Annotated in this window: 24 protein-coding genes; 7 read left to right on the plus strand and 17 right to left on the minus strand. The window is 69.2% G+C overall.

Going from position 1 to position 21700, the window contains the following annotated elements; genetic code table 11:
* Positions 1–392: 392 nt before the first annotated feature.
* From ITJ57_RS00005 to ITJ57_RS00055, 11 genes are all read right to left on the minus strand, one after another.
* On the minus strand, positions 393–1859 hold the full coding sequence (locus ITJ57_RS00005; protein WP_194668297.1) for a hypothetical protein: 1467 nt from the start codon (positions 1857–1859) through the stop codon (positions 393–395).
* Entirely contained in the window at positions 1849–2661 is an 813-nt protein-coding gene (locus ITJ57_RS00010; protein ID WP_194668298.1) for a TIGR03943 family protein, read from the minus strand. The genes ITJ57_RS00005 and ITJ57_RS00010 overlap by 11 nt, the downstream gene beginning before the upstream one ends.
* Positions 2654–3742 carry a permease gene (locus ITJ57_RS00015; protein ID WP_370582083.1) on the minus strand — a complete coding sequence of 363 codons (1089 nt, stop codon included), beginning with the start codon at positions 3740–3742 and terminating at the stop codon, positions 2654–2656. The genes ITJ57_RS00010 and ITJ57_RS00015 overlap by 8 nt, the downstream gene beginning before the upstream one ends.
* A gap of 7 nt (positions 3743–3749) precedes the next feature.
* Complete coding sequence (locus tag ITJ57_RS00020) at positions 3750–4151, minus strand: Fur family transcriptional regulator (RefSeq protein ID WP_064296039.1); 402 nt, start codon at positions 4149–4151, stop codon at positions 3750–3752.
* A gap of 92 nt (positions 4152–4243) precedes the next feature.
* Positions 4244–5164: a metal ABC transporter permease gene (locus ITJ57_RS00025; RefSeq protein WP_194668299.1), complete on the minus strand. Its 921-nt coding sequence runs from the start codon at positions 5162–5164 to the stop codon at positions 4244–4246.
* Positions 5161–6036, minus strand: coding sequence for a metal ABC transporter ATP-binding protein (locus ITJ57_RS00030; protein ID WP_194668300.1), 876 nt, complete (start codon positions 6034–6036; stop codon positions 5161–5163). Before ITJ57_RS00030 ends, ITJ57_RS00025 begins: the two co-directional genes overlap by 4 nt.
* A complete protein-coding gene (locus tag ITJ57_RS00035; protein ID WP_194668301.1) occupies positions 6033–7022 on the minus strand; it encodes a metal ABC transporter solute-binding protein, Zn/Mn family in 990 nt (329 codons plus the stop codon). The genes ITJ57_RS00030 and ITJ57_RS00035 overlap by 4 nt, the downstream gene beginning before the upstream one ends.
* A 110-nt stretch (positions 7023–7132) precedes the next feature.
* The gene (locus tag ITJ57_RS00040; RefSeq protein WP_194668302.1) at positions 7133–8509 is read right to left on the minus strand and encodes a dihydrolipoamide acetyltransferase family protein; all 1377 of its coding nucleotides are present in this window, start codon (positions 8507–8509) and stop codon (positions 7133–7135) included.
* Between the two features lie 26 nt (positions 8510–8535).
* The gene (locus tag ITJ57_RS00045) at positions 8536–9516 is read right to left on the minus strand and encodes an alpha-ketoacid dehydrogenase subunit beta (RefSeq protein WP_056780751.1); all 981 of its coding nucleotides are present in this window, start codon (positions 9514–9516) and stop codon (positions 8536–8538) included.
* Positions 9513–10652, minus strand: a complete 1140-nt coding sequence (locus ITJ57_RS00050) for a thiamine pyrophosphate-dependent enzyme (RefSeq protein ID WP_194668303.1) — start codon at positions 10650–10652, stop codon at positions 9513–9515. Before ITJ57_RS00050 ends, ITJ57_RS00045 begins: the two co-directional genes overlap by 4 nt.
* Entirely contained in the window at positions 10649–11800 is a 1152-nt protein-coding gene (locus ITJ57_RS00055) for a histidinol-phosphate transaminase (RefSeq protein WP_194668304.1), read from the minus strand. Before ITJ57_RS00055 ends, ITJ57_RS00050 begins: the two co-directional genes overlap by 4 nt.
* A 100-nt stretch (positions 11801–11900) precedes the next feature.
* Here ITJ57_RS00055 and ITJ57_RS00060 point away from each other — a divergent pair, with 100 nt between their 5' ends.
* Positions 11901–12293 carry a phage holin family protein gene (locus ITJ57_RS00060; protein ID WP_194668305.1) on the plus strand — a complete coding sequence of 131 codons (393 nt, stop codon included), beginning with the start codon at positions 11901–11903 and terminating at the stop codon, positions 12291–12293.
* Between the two features lie 18 nt (positions 12294–12311).
* On the opposite strand, the gene ITJ57_RS00065 is transcribed toward ITJ57_RS00060, so the two are convergent.
* Complete coding sequence (locus ITJ57_RS00065; protein ID WP_194668306.1) at positions 12312–13028, minus strand: hypothetical protein; 717 nt, start codon at positions 13026–13028, stop codon at positions 12312–12314.
* Between the two features lie 25 nt (positions 13029–13053).
* On the opposite strand from ITJ57_RS00065, the gene ITJ57_RS00070 reads away from it, so the two are divergent.
* Complete coding sequence (locus ITJ57_RS00070; protein WP_194668307.1) at positions 13054–13230, plus strand: hypothetical protein; 177 nt, start codon at positions 13054–13056, stop codon at positions 13228–13230.
* A 242-nt stretch (positions 13231–13472) separates the two neighbouring features.
* Here ITJ57_RS00070 and ITJ57_RS00075 read toward each other — a convergent pair whose 3' ends face one another.
* Entirely contained in the window at positions 13473–13748 is a 276-nt protein-coding gene (locus ITJ57_RS00075; RefSeq protein ID WP_194668308.1) for a hypothetical protein, read from the minus strand.
* The gene (locus tag ITJ57_RS00080; RefSeq protein ID WP_194668309.1) at positions 13745–14041 is read right to left on the minus strand and encodes a hypothetical protein; all 297 of its coding nucleotides are present in this window, start codon (positions 14039–14041) and stop codon (positions 13745–13747) included. Before ITJ57_RS00080 ends, ITJ57_RS00075 begins: the two co-directional genes overlap by 4 nt.
* A 176-nt stretch (positions 14042–14217) precedes the next feature.
* On the opposite strand from ITJ57_RS00080, the gene ITJ57_RS00085 reads away from it, so the two are divergent.
* The gene (locus ITJ57_RS00085; protein WP_056010486.1) at positions 14218–14745 is read left to right on the plus strand and encodes a low molecular weight protein-tyrosine-phosphatase; all 528 of its coding nucleotides are present in this window, start codon (positions 14218–14220) and stop codon (positions 14743–14745) included.
* On the plus strand, positions 14742–16124 hold the full coding sequence (purB, locus tag ITJ57_RS00090) for an adenylosuccinate lyase (protein ID WP_194668310.1): 1383 nt from the start codon (positions 14742–14744) through the stop codon (positions 16122–16124). Before ITJ57_RS00085 ends, purB begins: the two co-directional genes overlap by 4 nt.
* A gap of 217 nt (positions 16125–16341) precedes the next feature.
* Here the strand turns inward: purB and ITJ57_RS00095 are convergent, their stop codons facing one another.
* The 3 genes from ITJ57_RS00095 to ITJ57_RS00105 form a co-directional block, all read right to left on the minus strand.
* Positions 16342–16608: a hypothetical protein gene (locus tag ITJ57_RS00095; protein ID WP_194668311.1), complete on the minus strand. Its 267-nt coding sequence runs from the start codon at positions 16606–16608 to the stop codon at positions 16342–16344.
* Positions 16605–17264: a hypothetical protein gene (locus tag ITJ57_RS00100; protein ID WP_370582086.1), complete on the minus strand. Its 660-nt coding sequence runs from the start codon at positions 17262–17264 to the stop codon at positions 16605–16607. Before ITJ57_RS00100 ends, ITJ57_RS00095 begins: the two co-directional genes overlap by 4 nt.
* Positions 17265–17334: 70 nt before the next feature.
* Positions 17335–18390, minus strand: coding sequence for a nitronate monooxygenase (locus ITJ57_RS00105; protein ID WP_194668312.1), 1056 nt, complete (start codon positions 18388–18390; stop codon positions 17335–17337).
* 124 nt (positions 18391–18514) lie between these two features.
* Here ITJ57_RS00105 and ITJ57_RS00110 point away from each other — a divergent pair, with 124 nt between their 5' ends.
* The 3 genes from ITJ57_RS00110 to ITJ57_RS00120 are packed head-to-tail and all read left to right on the plus strand — an operon-like array spanning position 18515 to position 21589.
* Complete coding sequence (locus ITJ57_RS00110; RefSeq protein ID WP_194668313.1) at positions 18515–19294, plus strand: carbon-nitrogen hydrolase family protein; 780 nt, start codon at positions 18515–18517, stop codon at positions 19292–19294.
* A gap of 55 nt (positions 19295–19349) precedes the next feature.
* A complete protein-coding gene (locus ITJ57_RS00115; protein WP_194668314.1) occupies positions 19350–20813 on the plus strand; it encodes an APC family permease in 1464 nt (487 codons plus the stop codon).
* 41 nt (positions 20814–20854) lie between these two features.
* The gene (locus ITJ57_RS00120) at positions 20855–21589 is read left to right on the plus strand and encodes a FadR/GntR family transcriptional regulator (protein WP_194668315.1); all 735 of its coding nucleotides are present in this window, start codon (positions 20855–20857) and stop codon (positions 21587–21589) included.
* Positions 21590–21700: the final 111 nt, after the last annotated feature.

Below are 21700 nucleotides of genomic sequence, written 5' to 3' on the forward strand. Positions count from 1 at the left end.
TGCACGCTGTTGAGTTCTCAAGGATCGGATGCTCCTGCCTTTGGCCATCACGACCGCCCTGCAGGGCAACTTCTCTATCTTACATCTTCCCGGCTTGTTGTCAACTCGGCGTTTCAGCCGCTCTGCGAACAGAGTCATGCTGAGCACGAGTGACACCAGGAGGAGATCATCCAACCGAGACTTGAAACGATAACATCGAAATGTTCTCGCTTTTGGCTGGGGATTGTCCCCGCTTGAGGCCGAGAAGCTCTTCCGCTTCCCGCACCTTTGGGGTGACGAGTGATTACTCTACGTGTGTCTCGGGATCGTGGCAAATTGCGCTTGCATCCCGGGCGTGTCGCGCGGAAAGACGCGGTTTTCGCCTGCCGAGGCGAAACGGCCACGTCGACGGGTCATTGCGCGATGCCCGTACCGGCGCACCAGGACAGGTCGAATCCGGGCTGCGTGCCGACGACCTTCCCCGTGCGGGCCTCGACGACCTCGATCTGCGGACCGTTCGGCATCGGCGCGTTCGCGTACCCGTCGAAGCCGGCATCGGCGAAGTCGGGGACCACGACGACCGCCACGTACTCCGCGTTCGGGCTCGCGCACAACGACCAGATGACCGCACCGGGCTCCGGTGTGTAGAGCACAGCCGTCGCCCCGTCCTTGATCGCCAACACCCGTTGCTGCGTGGTCCCCGCCGCACGGTCGTAGTCCGCGTAGATGCGAGCGGACAAGGATTCCGTCAGGGCGACGAGCTGACCGGGGATCTCGGTGGGCGCCACCGAGGGGAGCACGAACGGCTCGCTCTTCCCCGTGGCGAGGTCGAGCACCACCACGCCGTCGATCTGTTCGATGACGACCTTGGTGGTTCCCGGGATGTAGCTCGAGATCAGGGCGGCTCGACCGAGGAGCACCGGAGCGGTGGTCGCCGCCGGATCCAGCAACTCCAGCGAGTTGTCCACGGTCCTCACGAGCATCGACGACGTGCGCGGCACGAACGACCACTCGGCCGCTTCGACCGCGGCTCCGTCGATCCCGCCCACCCGTTCCGGACCCGTCGGCTTCCCCGAGCGCAGTTCGAACGAGTACAGCGTCAGATTGTCGCCGCCGTCCCGACCGAACGACTGCTCCGTGAAGAGGAACCCGACGCGACTCTGCGCCGGAGCCGTCTGCAACGAGGTGATCATGCCTCCCATGGGGAGCTTCACCTCCTGGGTACCGCCGTCCCTCGTGTCCACCACGACGATGCGACCCAGCCCGCCCGAGTCCTGCTCCACGACGATGAGGGAATCCCCGATCGTCGCGAACTCCTGGATCTTCGCCGCGCGGTAGACCGTCTGTCGCTCCCCGCCGTCGAGCGCGAGTCGCATGACCCGGTCCTCGGGCTTCGTCGCCGCCGAACCACCTTGTTTCGCCTCACCCCGCACGAGCGAGAAGCCCTCGACCGGCGGCGTCGAGAACGACGTCGTCAGCTTCGCCGACGGCCCGCCGCCCGGAGCGGTCACGCCGTCGACGGTGATCCGGTAGTCCGTCCCGTACGCGAGCGGCTCCGGGAAGACCAGCGTGATCCCGCCGTCGCCCGTACTGACGTCGAAGTCCGCCGCCGGCTCGACGCTGACCCGGTCCGCTCCGAGATCGGCGATCGGCTGGTTCACCGCCATGACGACGCGCTGACCGCGCGACTCGACGAGACCGGTCGGGTCCACCACCGTGCGCACCAGCTTCGGCCCCTGCGTGAGACCGACGACGGCTGCACCGCCACCGATGACGACGAGCGCCACGAGCACGATCGCGACCAGCCGGCCGAAGCCGCTCAGGTCTCCGTCCGCCCGCGTCGATCGACCGCGCACGGCGGAACGTCGATCAGTAGTCATACGGGTCCGCCGGCTCAGCGACCTTGTCGACCTTCGCCGTGCCGACCACCAACGGGTGGGTGGCGTCGCCGGCGGTCAGGGTGCCCGAGACCTCGACCCAGTCTCCGGCCTTCAGCTCCTGCGACCACCCGTCGAGCTCCACCGGGACACCGACCGGCTGCGCGTCGACGGCGCAACAGTTCACGACGAACCGCGAGACGTAGAAGACGCCCGCCGCGTCCGGATCGGCGATCACGAAGCCGACGCCGGTGAACGCCCGCCCCTCGAGGTCTGCGGGTCGGGTGGTCTGGCGCAACAGGGTCGCCCAGTCCTTGATGCCGAAGGTGCTGAAGTCCGGGTTCGAGGTGAGGACCGTCTGAGCGTCCTGACCCTGCACCTCGCCGGCGAGCGTGCCGGAGTTCACGGAGCGCTGATCCGCCGTCGCCACCGACAGCGTCGACGGCGGGAGGACGACCATCGAACCCACCACGGCGAGGCTGCCGACCACCGAGGCGAGCTGCAGCACCGTGCGGCCACGGCGCCTCGGCACCGCTTCGGTGTCGACGTGGACGAGGACGCTCACGATGCCGAGCGCCACGGCGATGAGCGCCATGATGACCGTGAACACGAAGTAGCGCGGGTGGATGTAGAGCCCGAGGCGATCGGTCATCGCGAGCCAGAGGATGCAGACCGCTGCGGTGACGAGGAGGAGGACGCCCCACCATCGTTGCCGCAGCCGCTCGAGCAGCGAGACCGTCCGCGGGTCCGCTCCCGCCGAGTCCCGGATCTGCGCGTGGTCGTGGGTCGAGGTCTGATCAGGCAAGGGCGTTCACTCCGAATCCGAGGGCCGCCGAGAACAGCAGGGCGACCGCGGTGATGATCACGAGGGTCCTGGTCGTGTACGTCGTGCGCATGAGCGCGAGCATCTTGACGTCGACGACCGGGCCGAGGACGAGGAAGGCGACGATGGAGCCGGGCATGAACGTCGAGCCGAAGGACAGCACGAAGAAGGCGTCGACGTTCGAGCAGATCGACACGATGACGGCCAGCGTCATCATGGCGAGCACCGACCACACCGGGTTCGCGCCGAGCGTGACCAGCACCTCCCTCGGCACGAGTACCTGGACGGCACCCGCGACCGCGGAACCGATCAGCAGCGCGGGCATGATCGCGCGCGCTTCGGCGACGAACTGCTGCAGGCTGCGCTCGACCTTCGTGTGCTCATGCCCGTGCTGCTCCGTCACCTCGCAGCTGGCCTGGAAGGTCGGGGTGAGGAGCGAACTCGGGTCGGGGTGCTTGCTGAACAGCCAGCCGATGAGGTTCGCGAGGAGGAAGCCACCGACGAGGCGGGCGACGAGAATGCCGCCGTCCCAGCCGAAGGCCTGATGCGTCGTCACGATGACGATCGGATTGAGGATCGGCGCGGCGAGCAGGAACGTGATCGACTCCGGCACCGTGAACCCGCGCACGATGAGCCCGCGGGCGAGCGGGACGTTGCCGCACTCGCACACCGGGAGGAACATGCCGAGGAGCGAGATGCAGGCACGGCGGAGGATGGGCTGCGACGGGAGCCACCGCTCGAGCCAGCCGTCCGGCAACCAGATCTGCACGAGGATCGACAGCACGATGCCGAGGACGACGAACGGCAGGGACTCCACGACGACGCTGAGCGTCAGGGTGACGAAGTCGCGGACGGCCGTCGGTGGGGTGAGCGCTTCGCCGAGCGGCATGAGCGCGCGGAGGACGAACAGCCCGACGACGACCGCGAGTGCCGCGCCGATGAGGAGCGGGGTGCGGATGTTCCGTGGATCGCGGCCTTCCGTGCGACCCCAGTGCTCCGCACCGTCGTCGTCGGGTGCGGTCCAGTCGTCGTCGACCCCGAGGGTGCCGGTCGTCCTGCTCACTGCGGCCTCACGCGCGCTGGGCCGCCGCCGAGCAGTTCTCGCAAAGGCCGAAGACGTCGACGACGTGCTTGGCCTCGGTGAACCCGTGCTGTGATGCGACCGAGCGCGCCCACGCCTCGACCTCGTCGGCCTCGATCTCGATCGTGAGACCGCAATTGCGACAGATGAGGTGGTGGTGGTGGGTGCCCGGCGTGCAGGCGCGGTAGAGGTTCTCGCCTTCCGGCGACTGCAGCGAGTCGGCCTCGCCCTCGACCGCGAGGTCGGACAGGGCGCGGTAGACGGTGGCGAGCCCGATCGGGGAGCCGGTGTCGCGGAGTTCGGCGTGCAGCCCCTGGGCGCTCACGAATCCGTCGTTGCCGCCGAGGGCCTCGCGGACAGCTTCACGCTGCCAGGTGTTGCGCTTCGCCACGGGTGCTCCTGCCTGTCGCTTCAAGGGTACCCGGGAACCACTTGGAGGACGCTCCGAAGGCGGGTGCTGCGTTCCGGGCGTGCCGTTCACCTTCACGGCGCGACCTCGACGCGGTCACCGACGGGACCGACCTCGCTCCGAGCCTCGCCTCCACGGGACACCCGCCCGCGGCTCCGGGAACCGCGGGAACCGAGGATGCGGCAGACGAGGTAGATCAGGAAGGAGATCGTCGTGATGTACGGGCTGATGGGCAATGACCCGCCGATGGCCAGCAGGATGCCGCCGACGGCCGACACGAAGCCGAAGAGCATGCTCAGCAGCGGCACGAGCAACGGCGACGAGGAGACCCGGAGCGCGGCGGCCGCGGGTGTCACGAGGAGGGCGAGCACGAGGAGCGCCCCGATGATCTGCACCGACACCGCGACCGTGAGCCCGAGCAGGACCATGAAGGCGAGTGATACGAACCGGCTCGGCACCCCGCGCGCCGCGGCGACGTCCGGGTCGAGGCTGTCGAAGCTCAACGGCCGCCAGAGCACGAGGAGCGCGACCAGGACGACGATGCTGATGACGATGAGCAATCCCAGCTGCGGGTCGTCGACGGACACGATCTGCCCGGTCAGGAGCCCGAACTTGTTCGCACTGCGGCCGGGATAGAGCGCGAGGAAGAGGATCCCCAGCCCGAGACCGAAGGGCATGAGCACGCCGATGATCGAGTTGCGGTCGCGAGCCTTCGCGCCGAGCAGCCCGATGAGGATCGCCGCGACGAGCGAGCCCGCGAGCGACCCGATGACGACGTTCGCCCCGAACAGCAGTGCGCCGGCGGCACCGGCGAACGACAGCTCGCTGATGCCGTGCACCGCGAACGCCATGTCGCGCTGCATGACGAACACACCGATCAGCCCGCCGACGATGCCGAGCACCGCGCCCGCGATGATGGAGTTCTGCACGAGCTCGAGCAGCGCGCCGTAGTCCTGGAAGTTGAAGAGCCGTCCCCAGAGGTCGTCGGCGGTCATGCGCCCACCCCCACGGCGCCGGTGCGTGGATCCTCATGGTGATGGTGATGGTGATGGTGATGGTGATGGTGCGTCTCGCTGTCGGGGATGCCGACGACGACGACACGTCCGTGACTGCGCAGTACGTCGACCGGCGTGCCGTAGAGCTCGGAGAGCACGTCGCTCCGCAGGACCTCGTCCGGCGTCCCCTCCCGGAAGCTGCCGCCGGCGAGATACAGGATGCGGTCCACCATGTGGAGCACCGGGTTGACGTCGTGCGTCACGAACACCACCGCGGTGTCCTGCTCCCGGCGACGGCGGTCGATGAGTTCGCTGACACCGCGCTGGTGCTGGAGGTCGAGGCTGAGGAGCGGCTCGTCGCAGAGCAACAGGATCGGGTCGTCCGCGAGCGCCTGAGCGACCCGGAGCCGCTGCTGTTCGCCGCCGGACAGGGTGCCGACCGGTCCGTCTGCGTACGAACTCGCCCCGACCGACGCGATGAGTTCGTCGACCCGGCGCCTCGTCGCGGCTGAGCGGATGGGCAGTCCGAAGCGGTGGCCGTCGACGCCGAGCGCGACGAGGTCGCGGCCACGCATCGGTGTGCCCGCGGGGATGAGCTTCTGCTGCGGGATGTACCCGATGCGGCGGTCTCCGCGATGCACCGGTCCGCCGGCGACGCTGATCGTCCCTCGATCCAGCTGCTGCTGCCCGAGGATGGTCCGCAACAGACTCGTCTTCCCGGAACCGTTCGGACCGAGCACCGCGAGGAACTCACCCGGACGCACGGAGAGGTCGAGACCGTTCCAGAGGGTGCGTCCGCCGAAACCGAGCTCGGCCCCGGCGAGCGCGAGGACGTCGACGGGGCCGGATGAATCCGTGGATCCGCTCGTCATCGACCCAGGGCGTCCGCCACGGCGTCGACGTTCTCGGTCATCCACGAGAGGTAGTCCTTGCCGTCCGGGAGGGTCTCGGTGAATGACAGCACCGGTACGCCTGCGTTCTCCGCGGCGGTCTTGACCTGTTCGGTCTCCGCGCCGCTCGTCTGCTCATTGTAGGCAAGCAGGGCGACGGTCCCGCTGCCGAAGAGGTCGAGCGTCTCCTTGAGGACGGTCGGGGACACGTCCGTGCCCTCCTCGATGGCCTCGCTGAAGGCTTCCGGCGTGCGGTTCTTCAGGCCGGCGGCCTCGAGCAGGTAGAGCGGGACGGGCTCGGTGATGGCGACACCCTCGCCGGCGTGCGCGGTCTTGATGGCTGCCTGTGCCGTCTCGATCGTCGCGAGCGAGTCGGTGAAGGACTTCGCGTTGGCCGTGTAGGTGTCGGCGTTGGCGCTGTCGAGCTCGCCGAGTTCCTTCGCCAGCTCGTCCGCGAGCTTCGCCATCGTGGGCAGGCTGTACCAGACGTGCTCGTTGAAGCCCTCGATGTGGTCGTGGCCGTCCTCATCGGCGTGGGCCTCGTCGGTGTGCGCCGCTTCCGTGTGCTCGGCGTCGGCGTGGTCGTCGTCCGGGGCGAGGCCCGACAGGTCGACGACGTTCACGACCTCGACGGAGGTGTTCTTCGCGGCGTCGAGGAGGGTGTCGACGAAGGGGTCGTAGCCGCCACCGTTCTCGATGACGACGTCCGCGTTCTTGATGGAGAGCTGGTCCTGCGTGCTCGCCTCGTAGGAGTGCGGGTCCTGGGCGGCCGAGGTGATCAGTGACGTGACCTCGACGTCCTTCCCGCCGATCTTCGAGGCGATGTCGCCGTAGACGTTGGTGGAGGCGACGATGCTGATCTTGCCGTCGTCGGTCGAGCTCGCGGCGGGACTGCCGGAGCAGCCCGCGAGGACGAGGGCGGCTGCCGGGAGGACGGCGAGAGCCGGAAGCAGGGTGCGAGCGCGCATTGATGAACCTTCTCGATCGGGGTGAGAGCCCCAACGCTACGCCTATTGATACTGATTCTCAAAATCGACCATCGGAGTCTCAGGGACCGTGTGGTCCGAGGCCCGAGGAGTCAGTCGAGCAGCAGCGCCGGCTCCTCGATGATCGAGGCCACATCGGCCAGGAAGCGGCTCGCGACGTCGCCGTCGACGACCCGGTGGTCGAAGGACGCACCGAGCGTCGTGACGAAGCGACTGCGCACCTCACCGTCGACAACCCACGGCTTCTGCTTGATCGTGCCGAGAGCCACGATGCCGACCTCGCCCGGGTTGAGGATCGGGGTTCCCGTGTCCATGCCGAAGACACCGATGTTCGTCACCGTGATCGTGCCGTTCTGCTGATCGGCCGGCGGCGTCTTCCCGTCGCGGGCCGTGAGCGTCAGGGTCTCGAGGGCCCGTGCGAGCTCGAGCAGACTCATCGCCTGCGCCTCCTTGACGTTCGGCACGATGAGCCCACGGGGGGTCGCGGCGGCCACACCGAGGTTCACGTAGTGGCGGACGATGATCTCCTGATCCGTCCACTCACTGTTGACGGTCGGGTTGCGACGCACGGCCCAGATCATCGCCTTCGCCATGATGAGGAGCGGCGAGACCTTCACGCCCGCGAAGTCCGTCGAGTTCTTGAGGCGCTTGACGAACTCCATCGTGCGGGTCGCGTCGACGTCGACGAAGAGGGAGACGTGCGGCGCGGTGAACGCACTGCGGGTCATGGCGGTCGCGATCGCCTTGCGGACACCCTTGACGGGAATCCGCTCCTCGCGCTCGTCCGCCCACTCCGGCGTCTCGATGTTGCGGAAGACGCTCGCCTGGCTGGCCTCGCGGATGACGTCGTCGCGGGTGATCTCGCCCGCGAGTCCGGTGCCCTCGATCGTCGTGAGGTCGACCTCGAGGTCCTTCGCGAGCTTCCGGATCGGTGGCTTCGCGATGACCGGCAGCGCCGAGGCTGCCGGGATGCTCGTCGGAGGCTGACGGCGCACCGGCGGCGTCGGGGTGACGGCAGGGCTCGCCGGCTCGATCACCGGGGTCGCGCCGCGTCCACGACGACGACTGGACGTCGCACCTGCGCTGCCGTACCCGACGAGCACGGCACCCGGGCGCGGTTCCTCAGCCGGCGACACGCTCGCGGCGGTGTCTGCGGCCAGAGTGGCGGCCTCCGACTCGGTCGCTCCGGCGGGTGCGGGGGCGGTCGACTCGTCGGGTGCCGTGGCTCCACCCGAGCTCACGCTGATGATCGGCGTCCCGACATCGACGGTCTGCCCCTCGTCTACCAGCAGCGCGCCGACGGTGCCGGCGAACGGGGACGGGAGTTCGACGAGCGACTTCGCGGTCTCGATCTCGACCAGCACCTGGTTCACCGTCACGGTGTCGCCGGGCGCGACCTTCCAAGCGACGATCTCGGCCTCGGTCAGGCCCTCGCCGACGTCCGGCAGTTCGAACTGGAGATCACTCATCGTGGTTCCTCGTCTTCCTTCGATGTTCAGTAGGCCAACGAGCGGTCGACCGCCTCGAGGATGCGGTCGGCATCCGGGAGGTAGACGCCTTCGAGCTTCGCCGGCGGGAACGGGGTGTCGAACCCGGACACCCGCAGGACGGGTGCTTCGAGTGAATAGAACGCGCGCTCGGTGACCGTTGCCGCGATCTCCGAGCCGACGCTCGTGAAACCGGGCGCCTCCTGCACGTAGACCAGACGGCCGGTGCGGCGGACGGACTCGACGAGCGGGTCGTAGTCGACGGGTGACAGCGATCGCATGTCGACGACCTCGACGCTCGTCCCCTCGGCTGCGGCGAGCTCGGCGGCCTGGAGCATGACGCTCACGATGGCGCCGTGGCCGGCGAGCGTGACCTCGGTGCCGGTGCGGACGACGCGGCTGCCGTGCAGCGGGGCGGCCGAGCCGTCGAGGTCGACCTCGCCCTTGGGCCAGTAACGGCTCTTCGGCTCGAGGAAGACGACGGGGTCGTTCGACGCGATCGCCTCCTGGATCATCCAGTACGCGTCGTTCGGCGTCGACGGGCTCACGACCCGGAGGCCGGCCGTGTGCGCGAAGTAGGCTTCCGGGCTCTCCTGGTGGTGCTCCACCGCGCCGATGTGCCCGCCGTACGGGATCCGGATGACGACGGGCATCTGCAGCTTGCCCTCGTGACGGTTGGTGAGTTTCGCGAGCTGCGTCGTGATCTGGTTGAAGGCCGGGAACACGAAGCCGTCGAACTGGATCTCGCACACGGGCCGGTAGCCGCGCATCGCCAGACCGATCGCCGTCCCGACGATGCCGGACTCCGCGAGCGGGGTGTCGAGCACGCGGTCGCCGCCGAACTCGGCGTGCAGCCCCTCGGTGACGCGGAAGACACCGCCGAGCGGGCCGATGTCCTCGCCCATGAGCAGGACCTTGTCGTTCTCGGTCATCGCCTTGCGGAGACCGGCGTTCAGCGCCTTCGCCATCGGCATGGTGGTGATCGTCATGCGTTGCCCCCTTCGAGCGAGGCCTCGTAGCGTTCGAGCCAAGCCTGCTGCTCGGCCATCAACGGGTGCGGTTCGGAGTAGACACCGTCGAAGATGAGCCCGCGGCCCGGGGCTTCGAGGGCCAGGGTCCTGACACGGGTGTCCTCGGCGAGGGCAGCGGCCTCCTCGTCGACCTCGGCGAAGAAGGCGTCGGTGGCCCCGCGGCCGCGCAGGTACGTCTTGAACCGGATGATGGGGTCGCGGGCGATCCACGACTGCAGCTCGTCGTCCGTCCGGTACTTGGTCGGGTCGTCGCTCGTGGTGTGCGCACCGATGCGGTAGGTCATCGCCTCGATGAGGCTCGGCCCGCGGCCGGCACGCGCGTCGTCGAGGTGCTTCGCCGCCGCGGCGTAGCTCGCCAGGACGTCGTTGCCGTCGATGCGGACGCTGTCCAGGCCGAAGCCCGCCGCGCGCTGGTACAGCGGCTCGCGTGCCTGACGCGAGACCGGGACGGAGATCGCCCACTGGTTGTTCTGGAGGAAGAACACCTGCGGGGTCTGGTAGCTGGCGGCGTAGATGTACGCCTCGTTCGCGTCGCCCTCCGAGCTCGAGCCGTCGCCGAAGTAGACGAGGACCGCGGCGTCGCGCTCGGGGTCGCCGGTGCCGACGACCTTGTCGAAGGTCATGCCCATGGCGTAGCCGGTCGCGTGCAGGGTCTGCGCGGCGAGCACCAGGGTGTAGAGGTGCATGTTGCCGTTCGACGGGTCTGCCGGGTCCCATCCGCCGTGGGTGTTGCCGCGCATGAGCCGGACGATGTCGATCGGGTCGACACCGCGGATCATGGCGACGACGTGCTCCCGGTAGGAGGGGAAGATGTGGTCCTGCGCGCGCGCCGCCCGAGCGGAACCGACCTGTGCGGCCTCCTGGCCGTGGGACGGCGGCCACAGCGCCATCTGTCCCTGACGCTGCAGGTTCGTCGCCTCGATGTCGAAGGCGCGGACGTTCGCCATGTCGCGGTAGAACTGCTGCAGATCGGTCTCGGTGAGGCGATCGACGAACGGTTGGTATCGCTCCGCGTGCTCGTTCGGCGCGAAGGTGCCGGCGGCGTCGATGAACTGGACGCTGGGCACGGTGGGGTCGTCTCCGGAACGGCTCATCGTGAGCGCACTCCCTCTCGTGTCGGGTGGTCGGCCGGCAGTGCGGCGAGGATCTCGGCGGTCGCGGCGAGGAGCGGCTCGATCGACTCCGCCTCGCCGATGGAGATGCGGACGCCGTCGCCGGGGAAGGCGCGTCCCACGATGCCGTGGGCGAGGAAGACCTCGTTCGCCGCCGCAGCGTGCGACCCGAGGCCGAACCAGACGAAGTTGCCCTGGGCCTCGGGGATGAACCAGCCCTGCTCGCGCAGTGACTCGGCGAGCGCGTCGCGTCGCTCGGTGATGACGGCGACGCGCGCACGGATGTCATCGGCGTTCGCGAGTCCGGCGATGGCCGCCTGCTGCGCGGGGGCCGTGCTCGAGAGCGGGATGGCTGCGTTGCGGGCGCCGTCGAGGACGAGCTCGTGGCCGATCGCCCAGCCGACGCGCAGGCCGGCGAGTCCGTAGGCCTTGGAGAAGGTACGGAGCACGACGAGGTTCGGGTGGGCGTCGAGGAGCGGGATGCCGTTGACCGCGTCATCGTCGGTGACGAACTCGCGGTAGGCCTCGTCGAGGAGGACGAGGACGTCGGAGGGGATCGCGTCGAGGAACGTCTCGAAGGCCTCTCGTCCGACGACGGTGCCCGTCGGGTTGTTCGGGGTGCAGACGATGACGACCCGGGTGCGCTCGGTGACGGCGGCGGCGATCGCGTCGAGGTCATGGGAGCCGTCGGCCCGGTTCGGGACGGGGACGGAGGTGGCTCCGGCGACGGTGACGAGACCCGGGTAGGCCTCGAAGGACCGCCAGGCGAAGACGACCTCGTCGCCCGGACCTGCGGTCGCGGTGATGAACTGGCTGAGCAGCGCGACCGAACCGGCACCGATGTGGATGCGTTCGGGTGTCACGCCGTTGGCTTCGGCGAGCGCCGTGCGCAGCGCCAGGGCCGCACCGTCGGGGTAGCGGTGGGCGTGTGCCGCGGTGTCGGTGATCGCCGTGAGGACGGCTTCGAGCGGCGGGAACGGGACCTCGTTGCTGGAGAGCTTGAACGCGTCGGGCGCTGCGGGCTTGCCCTGTCGGTAGGGCGGCAGATCGGCGATCTCGGGGCGGAGACGGACCGGGCTCCGGCCCGGCTGAGCGGCCGGCTGGGCGGTGGTAGGCGGGTTCTCACTCACCCGACGAGTCTAGGGCGCGACGGATACCCGCGGCGGAATGCAGTGCGCTTGCCCAGATCGGCCCTGTCGAGGCCGCTGCGGGAGTGGAAGGATGGCCCCCATGGGACGTTTTCTGCTGAACCTGCTCGCCAACGCCTTCGCCATCTGGGTCACGACCCTGCTGGTCTCGGGCGTGCACATGACCCCCTACGCGCCGGGCGGCACGCTCGAGATAGTCCTCACCTATGCGCTGGTCGCGCTGATCTTCGCGATCGTCAACACGATCATCGGCTCGGTCATCAAGGTGCTCGCGTTCCCGCTGTACATCCTCACGCTCGGGTTGATCGGCCTGCTCATCAACGGGCTCCTCCTCCTCATCACCGCGGGCATCAGCGGATGGTTCGGGTTCGGCCTGAGCGTCGACGGGTTCTGGTGGGGTGTCCTCGGCGCGATCGTCATCTTCATCGTGAACTGGCTGCTCGGCATCGTCATCCGCCCGAAGAAGCGCGACTGACCTGCGCGGACGCCACGGTCACGGCAGGACCTTGTCGGCCCGGTACTGGTGGACCTCACCGGTGCCCGTGAGCCCGGCGAGTGGATCGATCGCCGGTGCGAGCCGTTCCTCCGAGGACTGATCGATGAGGCGTGCCGTCTCGCGGTAGCGATCGAGGTTGTGCGCGGGGAGCGGGTCGTCGCCGGGAGGCGGCGTTCCGCCGTCGTACAAGGACCGCTGAACGACGGTACCTCCGTTGAGCGAGTCGCGTCGTTCGCCGGAGACCGCCGGAATGACGTCCTCGGTGTGTTCGACATGGGTGCGTGCGAGGTCGTCATCGAACTCGAACGATTCGACGGGTGACCCGAACGTGACGAGCGTGGAGTCGAAGAGGCCGCTGGCGGCGATCCCGGACGCCACGATGCCCCCTTGGGAGTAGCCGACGTGGAGCACGGAGGCGCCCTCGGGGATACCTGCCAGTCGCATGGCCTGCATCGTCGCCTCCAGACTCTCGGCATCCGTGTGGGCGACGGCGGTCACATTGCTGCGATTGTCCCAGGGCTCGGTCGACGACTCGGGGAAGCCGGCCTCGATCGTCCCGCCCGTCCAGACGATCCATTGGTCGGCTCCTGAAGCGTCCTGGTAGCGCTCGATGCGGATCTGCGGAGAATCGGCGCCGCCGTGGGGCATGCGCTCGACCAGTTCCTCGTAGGTGGTCGGAGGGGAGGGTCGCTGCTCCGCCCCCTTGGTCTTCACCTCGACCGTCTGGACCGGGGCAGGCGTGAACACCCCGGCGTACTGGGCAGCGCTGGCCGCAACCGATGCGGCGAACGCGACACCGGTGATCCTGCTCGCGCAAGCGATTGGCGTCGAGCATGACCGGGAGGCCGAACAACCCGATGAGGAACTCGTCGGATCCCGAGACCACCCCGCGCACGAGGGCGACGAACGCGGGTGACGAGACCAGCTCGCGCATCGACCGAGCCGAGGCCTCGTCGATGTCCTCCACGGCCTCCGATGAGAAGAGCCCGACGATCGCACGGAACGCTGCTCTGACGAGCGCGACCTCCCCGACGGCGGTCAGGATCGCGAGCGGGATCAGCGGCGAGGCGCCCATGGCCCACCCGGCGACACCTCCGGCGAAGGTGAACAGTGCTTGCACCTGCCGCTCGATCTGTCCGTAGTTCTCCGCTGTGAGGATCAGGTTCCCTCCCAACCGCGTCGCGTCCTCACTCGCATGGCGGAGGTGAGCGGCCGCCCTCGCCGCCGCCTCACTCCCCGCCCTGGCGTCTGCTTGGGGGACGACGGATGGGCCGAGCTGCACACGGAGAAGTCATCGGTCGACACGGACTCGGCGCGGTCCGCCCAGCTCGCGCACGCATCGCCGAGTTCCAGGAGCAGGCCGGCGAAGCGGAGGTGCTCCTCCGTGTCCACCGCCACGACGCCGCCGCCGCGAATGGTGATGTCGTCGCTCATGCCCCGCCCCCGTCGACCATGGACGAGGCCGCCCCACGGGTACTTCTCAGCCCCTCGTCTAGTGCCGAGGCCGCCTCACGGAGCACGGTGGTGAGTTCGTCCGCCGACCAGGAGAACTGCGTGGCCGCCGATCCGACCCACTCCTGACCAGCGCGCGCCTGCACGAACCGGAAGAGCTCCGTGTTCACTCCGAACAGCACATCCTCGAGACATCGGGCTCGCCCTTCGAGGACCGCGGTCGCGTCCTCCGCCCCGCGATCGACACTGCACATGGTCTCCGTGACGTCTCCCATCGGGAACCTCCTCTCCACCCGGACGGCTGCCGGCGCTGTCGTCGACTCTGCCGAACCGATCGGACGGCCATGCCGGCGCGACCGCACGTTGTGGAGCGGCCGGGCTGGCGGCGAGGTGTGGAGGAGTCTGGCGGGAACAGTTCGACGGCCCGGGCGCGGTCGGCCAGAATAGACGCATGAACACCCTCGGGGAGGCCGACCCCGGTACCACCCCGTTCCGCGTGTGCTTCGTCTGCGCGGGCAACATCTGTCGATCCCCGATGGCGGAGAGCGTCTTCACCGACCTCGTCGCGGCCGCCGGTCTGGAACAGCTCGTCGAGGTCTCCTCCGCGGGCACCGGCGATTGGCACGTCGGCGAGCACGCCGATCATCGGACCGTCGCCGCCCTCCGGGCCCACGGCCACGACGCCACCGCCCACCGCGCCAAGCAGTTCGACCCCGACCGCTTCCACAGCTACGACCTCGTCGTCGCCCTCGATCGCAGCCACGAACGCATCCTCCGCGCCTGGGCGAGCGACGACGCCGACCGTTCCAAGGTGCATCTGCTGCTGAGTTTCGACAACACCGCAGGAACCCGCGACGTTCCAGACCCCTACTACTCGGACGAGCAGATGTTCGAAACCGTCCTCGGCATGATCGACCACGCCTGCCGATCCCTCTTCCACCAGCTCGAACCAGCACTGACCCAGGGAGCCACCCCATGACCGAATTCCCCGCCCAGCCGCTCAGCCCACTCGACGGCCGCTACCGCCCCGCCGTCACGGCACTCGGCGAATACCTGTCGGAGGCCGGCCTGAACCGCGCACGCGTGCAGGTCGAGGTCGAGTGGCTCATCTACCTCACCGAGCACTCCATGTTCGGGTCCGCCCCGCTCTCGCCGACGGAGATCGAGCGCCTCCGAGCCCTCTACCTCGACTTCGGTCAGGCCGACATCGACTGGCTGGCCGAGAAGGAAGCCGTCACGCGCCACGACGTGAAGGCCGTCGAGTACCTCGTCCGCCACCGGCTGTCCGAGCTGGGACTCGACCGCATCGCGGAACTCACCCACATCGCCTGCACGAGCGAGGACATCAACAACCTCTCCTACGCACTCACCGTGTCGCAGGCCGTCCAGTCCATCTGGCTGCCGAAGCTCCGGCTCGTGCTCGACGCCCTGCGCACCAAGGCCGTCGACTTCCGCGCCGTCCCCATGCTCGCCCGCACGCACGGCCAGCCCGCGACCCCGACGACGATGGGTCGCGAACTCGCCGTCACCGTGTACCGGCTCGAGCGCATCGCCCGGCAGATCGCGGCGAACGAGTACCTCGGCAAGTTCTCCGGAGCCACCGGCACCTTCGCCGCGCACGTGGTCGCCGACCCCGAAGCCGACTGGCCGACCATCTCCCGCGAGTTCGTCGAGGGTCTCGGCCTCGACTGGAACCCGCTGACCACGCAGATCGAGTCCCACGACTGGCAGGCGGAGCTCTACGGCAAGATCTCCCACGCGAACCGCGTGCTCCACAACCTCGCGACGGACATCTGGACCTACATCTCCATCGGCTACTTCCGCCAGATCCCCGTCGCCGGAGCCACCGGCTCGTCGACCATGCCGCACAAGGTGAACCCGATCCGCTTCGAGAACGCCGAGGCGAACCTCGAGCTGTCGAGCGCGATCCTGGACTCCCTCGCCGCGACCCTCGTCACCTCCCGCCTGCAGCGCGACCTCACCGACTCGAGCGCCCAGCGCAACATCGGCGTCGGCTTCGGCCACTCGCTGCTGGCGCTCGACAACATCCTCGGCGGACTCGGCCAGATCGACCTCGCGGAAGACGTGCTCGCGAACGACCTCGACCACAACTGGGAGGTGCTCGCCGAAGCGATCCAGACGGTCATCCGCGCCGAAGTGACCGCCGGCCGCTCGAACATCGAGGACCCGTACGCGCTGCTCAAGGAGCTGACCCGCGGGAAGCGGCTCGGCCAGGCGGAACTCGTCGAGTTCGTCGGCCGACTCGACATCGGGGACGCCGCCAAGCGGCGCCTGCTGGAGCTCACCCCGGCGACGTACCTCGGGCTGTCCGACGACCTCGTGGACTACCTGCCGTAGGACACGCGGACGGGCTCGGCGCCGGGAGACCGGGTGCCGAGCCTGCTACGGGGCGGCTTTTCGACACGCTCAGGGACCAAGAAGTCTCAGGGACCGGGTGCGACGCCCTTCGACAGGCTCAGGGACCGGGGTGCGCCTCAGGGACCGGGGTGCGCCTCAGGGACCGGGGTGCGCCTCAGGGACCGGGGTGCGCCTCAGGGACCGGGGCGCCGGCGGGTCAGTGGCCGGAGGGCTGCGGCGGACGCTTGTCGTCGCCGTCCTGCTCGTCGAGGTCGAGCTTCTCCTGGAAGTCGGGCTTCACGGCCAGCGCCAGCATCGCCAGCACGACGAGCGAGGCGATGAACGCGATGCCGAGACCGATCAGCGACAGGACGATCTCGCGGGTGGACATCAGGACGACGACGCCCGTGAAGACGCCCATCACGCCCGAGAGCACGAGGAGTTCGATGGGACGCAGGACGTCGTCTCGGTTGGGCTTGCTCATGATGCGGCTCCAACCGTGCCGTTGGTGTCGTCGGAGGCCGGAGCGGCAGCGGAACGGTTGCCCGCCCACCGCAGCGAGAGCCCGCCGATGACGAGGTAGACGCCGATGATGGCGGCGTAGGCCCCGACGAGGCCGACGACGACGATGTCCGCACGGAGGACACCCTCGACACCTCCCGGGGCGGCGAAACGCTGCTCGAGGCCAGGCGGGACGAGGAGCGTCGCGAGGGCCAGCAGCACCGTGAAGGCGCCGACAGCCGTCCAGTCCTTCGCCGCAGCGAGGCGTCCGCGCCAACGGATGCCGCTGTACAGCTCGAGGAACCCGGTCAGCGCGGCCCACAGGGTGACGACGTAGAGGAAGATGCTCAGGCCACCGCCACTGACCATGAGCGCGAAGACGCCCGTGACGACGCCGATCACGCCCTGGCCGAGGAAGAACGCCCGGGTGACGGTGTCGGAGAAGTTCGGGAAGGCGGACACCGCGACGATCGCGCCGGAGAGCAGCGCGAAGACGCCGAAGACGATCAGCCCGAACTGCGAGGAGTGACCCTGCGTGAACGTGACGACCCCTGCCGTGGCGAGCGCGACCACCGCGCGCAGGATCGGGACCATCCAGTACCGATCGTGCTTGGCGCCGTCGAACGGGATGCTGGGCACGGTGAACGTCTCATCTCTTGCAGGAAGTCCTCTCCAGCTTACGCGGTCCTGCGTGCGGTGCCGACCGGGGTCAGGGTGCCCTGGGTGGGACCGGCAGACCCGCCGCGAGTTCCGCGAAGACCGCCGAGGCGTCGGCCCGGTCGCGTGTGAGGAGCGCCGCCTGACCTGACCAGAACCCCTGGAGGTCGGCGAGGCCACGCTCGGACGCGACGGTGCGGAACCGGCCGGTCAGCCAGTTCTGGATCGGGAACGGACCGATGGCTCCCGACGCCTCGATCTCCCGCAGCACGCGATTCCGGATGCCCCGCGCGAGCCGACCGCTCATCGCCCGGGTGAGGACCGTGCCGTCAGCCGGTGTCGAGACGATGGCCGCACGATGCTCGTCGGTCGCGGCGGAGACACCCGTGCGGAGGAACGCGGTGCCGACCTGGACGCCGGACGCACCGAGCGCGTGTGCGGCGGCGACACCGCGCCGGTCGGCGATGCCGCCGGCCGCGATCACCGGGACGTCAAGGGCATCGACGAGCTGCGGGATGAGGGCGACGAGCCCGACGAGGGAGTCCTCGGCCGGGCGCAGGAACGAGACACGGTGCCCGCCGGCTTCCATGCCGGTACCGACGACGACATCGACGCCGCCGTCCTGCAGGGCGAGTCCTTCGGCGACCGTGGTCGCCGTGCCGACGACGGCGATCCCTCGCTCGTGTGCGGCCTCCACCACCCGACGCGGCGGGACCCCGAAGACGAAGCTGACCACGGCCGGTCGCGCCTCCAGGACCGCCTCGATCTGCTCGTCGAACGGCGGGGTGTACTGCGTCGGGCGCGCGGGTTCGTCCAGGGAGAGTTCGTCGAACACGGGCCGGAGCGCTGCGACGGCGGCTTGGAATGCGGCGTCGGAGCCCTCGGCACCCACCTCGTCCCCCGTCGGCAGCCACAGGTTCAGGGCGAAGGGGGCATCGGTCCGCCGACGGAGCGCGGCGGCCGTCTGCTCGATGCGCTCGGCGTCGTAGCCGTAGAGCCCGAAGGAGCCGAGGCCACCCAGCTCACTCACGGTCGCGGTCAGCTCCACCGAGGACAGACCGCCGAAGGGGCCGAGCACGATCGGGACGTCGACAGGGAGGGGGAACACGCCCCCAGTATGTCGCCCGCCTCTTGTGGGCGAAACCCGATTGCAACACGATGGACATCAAACAGATCACTTTGAGCTGTTTACTGGATGCAACCGCCCGTCCCACTCGAGGAGTTCCACCGCCATGACCCTGACCGTCGCCGGACTGCAGCACCACGGCATCCTCGGAGACGTCGAGGCGAACCTCGACCTCATCGCCGACGCCGCGCGGCACGCGTCGGAACGCGGCGCCGACCTGCTCGTCACCCCGGAGATGTTCGTCACCGGCTACAACCTCGGCGACCGCCTGGCCCCGCTCGCCACGCCGGAGCTGGTCGACCGGGTCACGTCCATCGCCGTGGAGGTCGGCATCGCGATCCTCGCCGGTCTGCCGGAACCCGTCCCGGGCGGCGGCGTCGCGAACGCGCTCGTCCTCATCGACGCCGACGGCACGGAGCTGCTCCGGTATCGGAAGACGCACCTCTTCGGCGACCTGGACCGACACCTCTTCGTCGCCGGCGACACCCTGCCGCCGATCGTCGAGCTGCACGGCGTCCGCATCGCCGTGCTCATCTGTTACGACGTCGAGTTCCCCGAGACCGTCCGCGCGGCGGCCCTCGACGGCGCCGACGTCGTGATCGTCCCGACCGCGCAGATGGAGCCGTACGCGCACATCGCCGAGCGCCTCATCCCGGTGCGCGCCTGGGAGAACCAGACCCCCCTCGTCTACGTCAACCGCGTCGGGTCCGAAGGCGACCTCACCTACGTCGGCCGCAGCAGCATCGTCGGCCCGGACGGCGTCATCCTCGACGCCCTCGACGCGGACTCCACCGGTCTCATGATCGCCACGATCGATCCGGAGGCCACCAGGCGCGCCAGGCAGGAGACCCCCTACCTCGCCGACCGCCGCGCCGAGCTGTACTGAACGACCCCGTCCGCTCCCCCTCCCGAGTCCCCCGACTCCCCCGGAAAGTGACCTCATGACCGTCAACCCCATCGCCGAGCCGCGCCAGCGCCTCGACGGCCAGCTCGGCACCGGTTCCATCGTCTTCATGGTGATCGCCGCCGCCGCACCCCTCACTGTCATCGGCGGCAACGTCCCCATCGCGATCGGCACCGGCAACGGCGCCGGGGCTCCGATCGGCTTCGCACTCGCCGCCGTCATCCTCCTCGTCTTCTCCGTCGGCTTCGTCACCATGACGCCGTTCGTCCGCGAGGCCGGTGCGTTCTTCTCCTACGTCACGGCCGGGCTCGGCTCACGGCTCGGCCTCGGATCAGCGTTCACTGCGCTCATCGCCTATACGGCGATCCAGGTCGGCGTCTACGGCTACATGGGTTGGGCGCTCGACGACCTCGTCACCTTCTTCGGCGGACCGAGCCTGCCCTGGTGGCTCTACTCCTTCGCGACGATGGCGATCGTCGCGGTGCTCGGCTACCGCCACATCGACCTGAGCGCGAAGGTGCTGGGCATCGCCCTGACCCTCGAGATCCTCGTGGTCGTCGTGCTCGACGTCGTCATCTTCGCGACCGGTGGCGCGGACGGCATCGCGGTCGAGACCTTCGAACCGTCCAACATCTTCACCGGCGGGATCGGGGTCGCCGTCCTCTTCGCACTGACGGGCTTCATCGGCTTCGAGGCCACCGCCGTCTTCCGGGACGAGGCACGCACCCCGGAGCGAACCATCCCACGGGCCACCTACCTGGCTGTGATCATCATCGGCGTCTTCTACGCGATCTCGTGCTGGGCCCTCGTGACGGGCATCGGTGCGGGGAACGCCGTCGCCGTCGCCCAGCAGACGCTCGCCGGCGAAGGCAACCTCCTGCTCGACACGACGACCACCTACCTCGGCCCGATCATGCGCGACGTCGTCCAGGTCCTGCTCATCACGAGCCTGTTCGCGTGCGTCCTCTCGTTCCACAACGTCATCGCGCGGTACCAGTTCACCCTCGCGCAGAAGTCGGTGCTGCCCGCCCGTCTCGGTCGACGCCACCCCGCACACCACTCACCCTCGACCTCCTCGATCGTGCAGACGGTGACGGCGGCCATCGTCCTCGCCGCACTCGCCCTCGCCGGCCTCGACCCGCTCGTCGGGGTCTTCGGATCCATGGCCGGGGTGGCGACCGTCGGGATGGTGCTGCTGATGCTGACGACCTCGATCGCCGTGCTGGTCTTCTTCGCACGCCGACCCGAGCTCGTCGCCGGCCGCACCTGGGGCGCACGGGTGTTCCCGATCCTCGCGGTGGTGGGTCTCGCCTTCGCGCTGTGGCTCGTCCTCTCGAACTTCACGCTCGTCACGGGCGGAAGCGTCGCCGTGAGCGTTGTCCTCGCCCTCATCCCCGTGGTCGCGATGCTGGTCGGTATCGTGATGGGGAAGCGGTTCTCCTTGGACGCCGAGCCGGACGGCGCGACGACGACGGGCGCCGAGCAGCCGACCGCGAGCTGACGCAGCGCCGCCGGGCGGGCACCACACGAGACGAGGGCGACATGGATCTGGGTTCGCCCTCGCTCGGCGCGATCCGACGCACGACCGCCGTCGACACCGTCCGCGCGCGGATCTCGCTGGCGGTCGAGCTCGGGATGCTGGCGCCAGGTCAGCGGCTCCCGGCACCCGAGGAGGCGGCCCGGGCGTTCGGTGTCAGCGAGATGTCGGTGCGCCGCGCGTACCGGGCGTTGAGCGAGGAGGGCATCGTCGTCCGGCGGCAGGGCAACACGGGTGGCACGTTCATCGCGGATACGCCGGCAGTGGGCACCGTGCCCGAGATCGCCGCCTACCGCGAGGACGCCGTCCACGTGCATGCGCTCATCGACCAGCGGGCGACACTCGAGGCCGGGCTGGCGGCGCTGGCTGCGGCCGCGCCGGAGGTGGCGTCGGTGCGACGGCTCGACGAACTCGTGGCGGCCATGCGGACCGAGCCCGACTGGAGTCGGTTCCGCGAGGCGGACGCGGCCTTCCATGCCGAGCTGGCCGCGTCGGCAGGCGTACCGGGAGCGGCGGAGCTCCACGACCGGGTGTCCCGCGAGCTGTACTCCTACTTCATCCCCTATCGGATCGAGTACCTGCGCGCATCGAACGAGGAGCACGCCCTCCTCGTCGACGCCCTCCGCCGCGGCGATGTGGCCACCGCGAGTCGCCTCGCCTCCGAGCACGTCGCCGAGCTCCATCGATCGATGTACGTCGGTCTCGGAGGGCGCATCGACAGGGCACGACCTGCTCCCTGAAGCGCTCGGAGCGGGCCGGCCGGCACGCTCGGTGACCGGGCCACCGTTCCGCTCAAATATCCGACATGCGGCGTACTAAGGCATAGTGGTGACGGGTTCACACCCGCCGCG

The organism is Plantibacter sp. VKM Ac-2880 (assembly GCF_015351235.1).
Classification (GTDB): Bacteria; Actinomycetota; Actinomycetes; order Actinomycetales; family Microbacteriaceae; genus Plantibacter.

Coding starts and splice junctions, on each gene's coding strand:
- ITJ57_RS00005 (WP_194668297.1), bottom strand. CDS start 1,859: ATGACTACTGATCGACGTTCCGCCGTGCGCGGTCGATCGACGCGGGCG.
- ITJ57_RS00025 (WP_194668299.1), bottom strand. CDS start 5,164: ATGACCGCCGACGACCTCTGGGGACGGCTCTTCAACTTCCAGGACTAC.
- ITJ57_RS00030 (WP_194668300.1), bottom strand. CDS start 6,036: ATGACGAGCGGATCCACGGATTCATCCGGCCCCGTCGACGTCCTCGCG.
- ITJ57_RS00035 (WP_194668301.1), bottom strand. CDS start 7,022: ATGCGCGCTCGCACCCTGCTTCCGGCTCTCGCCGTCCTCCCGGCAGCC.
- ITJ57_RS00040 (WP_194668302.1), bottom strand. CDS start 8,509: ATGAGTGATCTCCAGTTCGAACTGCCGGACGTCGGCGAGGGCCTGACC.
- ITJ57_RS00045 (WP_056780751.1), bottom strand. CDS start 9,516: ATGACGATCACCACCATGCCGATGGCGAAGGCGCTGAACGCCGGTCTC.
- ITJ57_RS00050 (WP_194668303.1), bottom strand. CDS start 10,652: ATGAGCCGTTCCGGAGACGACCCCACCGTGCCCAGCGTCCAGTTCATC.
- ITJ57_RS00060 (WP_194668305.1), top strand. CDS start 11,901: ATGGGACGTTTTCTGCTGAACCTGCTCGCCAACGCCTTCGCCATCTGG.
- ITJ57_RS00075 (WP_194668308.1), bottom strand. CDS start 13,748: ATGAGCGACGACATCACCATTCGCGGCGGCGGCGTCGTGGCGGTGGAC.
- ITJ57_RS00080 (WP_194668309.1), bottom strand. CDS start 14,041: ATGGGAGACGTCACGGAGACCATGTGCAGTGTCGATCGCGGGGCGGAG.
- ITJ57_RS00085 (WP_056010486.1), top strand. CDS start 14,218: ATGAACACCCTCGGGGAGGCCGACCCCGGTACCACCCCGTTCCGCGTG.
- purB (WP_194668310.1), top strand. CDS start 14,742: ATGACCGAATTCCCCGCCCAGCCGCTCAGCCCACTCGACGGCCGCTAC.
- ITJ57_RS00095 (WP_194668311.1), bottom strand. CDS start 16,608: ATGAGCAAGCCCAACCGAGACGACGTCCTGCGTCCCATCGAACTCCTC.
- ITJ57_RS00110 (WP_194668313.1), top strand. CDS start 18,515: ATGACCCTGACCGTCGCCGGACTGCAGCACCACGGCATCCTCGGAGAC.
- ITJ57_RS00115 (WP_194668314.1), top strand. CDS start 19,350: ATGACCGTCAACCCCATCGCCGAGCCGCGCCAGCGCCTCGACGGCCAG.
- ITJ57_RS00120 (WP_194668315.1), top strand. CDS start 20,855: ATGGATCTGGGTTCGCCCTCGCTCGGCGCGATCCGACGCACGACCGCC.